Annotated in this window: 3 protein-coding genes; all 3 read right to left on the reverse strand. The window is 67.4% G+C overall.

The annotated features are described in order from the left end of the window. Window positions 1-603, reverse strand: a 603-nt coding sequence (gene lptA, locus AC27KI_RS24105; RefSeq protein ID WP_487091046.1) for a lipopolysaccharide transport periplasmic protein LptA, incomplete at its 3' end; no start/stop codon positions are given. Window positions 604-706: 103 nt separating this feature from the next. Next, a complete protein-coding gene (locus tag AC27KI_RS24110) occupies window positions 707-1,366 on the reverse strand; it encodes a thiol:disulfide interchange protein DsbA/DsbL (RefSeq protein WP_487116260.1) in 660 nt (219 codons plus the stop codon). Window positions 1,367-1,423: 57 nt separating this feature from the next. Then, window positions 1,424-1,755, reverse strand: a 332-nt coding sequence (locus tag AC27KI_RS24115) for an SPOR domain-containing protein (RefSeq protein WP_487116262.1), incomplete at its 5' end; no start/stop codon positions are given.

Consider the following 1,755-nt stretch of genomic DNA (forward strand, 5'->3'; position numbering starts at 1 on the left):
CGAGGTGGGGGCCGCAGCGGGCGCCCCGGCCTTGGCCGGAGTCTCCTTGGGCGAGAGCACCGCGCGCACGCGGCCTCCGGGCGTGGCCGCGGTGTTGCTGCCGGCGGGGGCGGCCTTCTGGCCATCGACGGTGAACACGTCGGTCAGGTTGTTGTAGACGATGAGGGCACCGGCCATCTCGTCGGTGAGGGTGGATTCGCGGTAGCGGCGCAGTTCCGAGCGGCGGATGAGCCGCACCAGATCGGCCCGGCCGTCGTACTCGATGACCTCGCCCTCGCCCTCGACGAACTCGTCGGGCATGCCGGGCGCCGTGTCGCGCTTTTGCCGGAAGAAGGCCCGCTTGCCGGCCTCGGCCGTCATGGTGCCGTACTGGAAGCCATCGGGGTCCTGCCGGACGTCCAGCCGCGCGCCGCGCAGCAGGATGGTGCCCTTGGTGACCACCACGCGGCCGGTGAAGACGCTGGTTTGCTTGAGCTCATCGTGGCGCAGTGCATCGGCCTCGATGTTCATGGGCTTGTTGCGGTCGGCCTTTTCGGCGCGGGCGCCCCCCATGGCGAAAGCCAGGGCGGCAAGCAGGAGGATCGGTAGGAGGCGTTTTCTCATAGGGCACGAATCTTGCAAAGATTGTAGCCACCCCTTGGCGCGATCCGGGAGCAGCAAAGAAAAAGCCCGCAAACGCGGGCTTGCATCGCACGGAGCGGGGAACTCAACCGCCCTTGGCGGCGGTGGAAGCGAGGTACTCCACCACTTGCAGCACGCCCTGCATGTTGCCGGCCATGGTGCCATCGGTGTAGTAGCGGCCGGCCACGCCCATCGAGGGCACGCCTTCCACGCCGTAGGCTTCCTGCAGCTGGGCGGCCTTGCGCAGCTGGTTGGACACGGAGAAGGAGTTGTACGCTTCCTTGAACTTGGCCACGTCCACGCCCTGCTTGCCGATCCATTCGAAGATCAGGTCGTCCTTGTTGAGGGCCTGCTTTTCCACGTGCACGGCGCGAAACACCTTGGCGTGCAGATCGCCGACCTTGCCCATGCTTTCCAGGGCGAAGTACAGCTTTTGCTGCGGTGCGAAGCTGGAGTTGAACGCCACGGGCATGCGGCGGATAACGAGGTCCTTGGGCGCCGCCTTGATCCAGGCTTCCAGCGTGGGCTCGAAGGCGTTGCAGTGGGGGCAGCTGTACCAGAAGAACTCGATGACCTCGACCTTGCCGGCGGGCACGTCGCTGGCCACGGGCTTGGCGAGCTTGACGTAGTCCTTGCCTTCCTTGAATTGGCGGGCCTGGGTCATGGCGGGCGTCGCCAGGGGCAGCGTCAGGGCGGAAGCGGCCACGGCCGTGGCGGTGGACAGGGAAAACTCGCGGCGTTTCATGAAAAAGACACTCCTTGTTCGGTCAGAGGGTTGTGAGCGGCAGCCTGCGGGAAAAGTTCAGCGCTGCACGCGCACCAGCGCGGATTCGACGCCCGCGCCATCGAGCTTGTCCTTGAGCATTTCGGCATCGTCGCGCTTGGTGAAGGGGCCGACGCGCACGCGAAAGACGGTCCGGCCGCTCTGCTCGCGCTCGCTCACCCGGGCCTCCCAGCCCAGCATGGCCAGCTTGGCGCGCTGCGCATCCGCGTCGCCCTGGGTGCGGAAGGCACCGGCCTGCACGAAGTAATCAAACGGCTCGGCGCCGCCGGGCGCGCTGGCGGCACGGGCCTTGGCCAGATCGCCCAGCGGATCGGACGAGGCGGCAGGCTTGCTGGCGGCACCCCGGGGCG

The sequence above is a fragment of the Acidovorax sp. KPB24-03 genome (genome assembly GCF_057546605.1).

Bases quoted from the DNA above. Each gene is read 5' to 3' on its own strand.
- AC27KI_RS24110 (WP_487116260.1), bottom strand. From the start codon at position 1,366: ATGAAACGCCGCGAGTTTTCCCTGTCCACCGCCACGGCCGTGGCCGCT.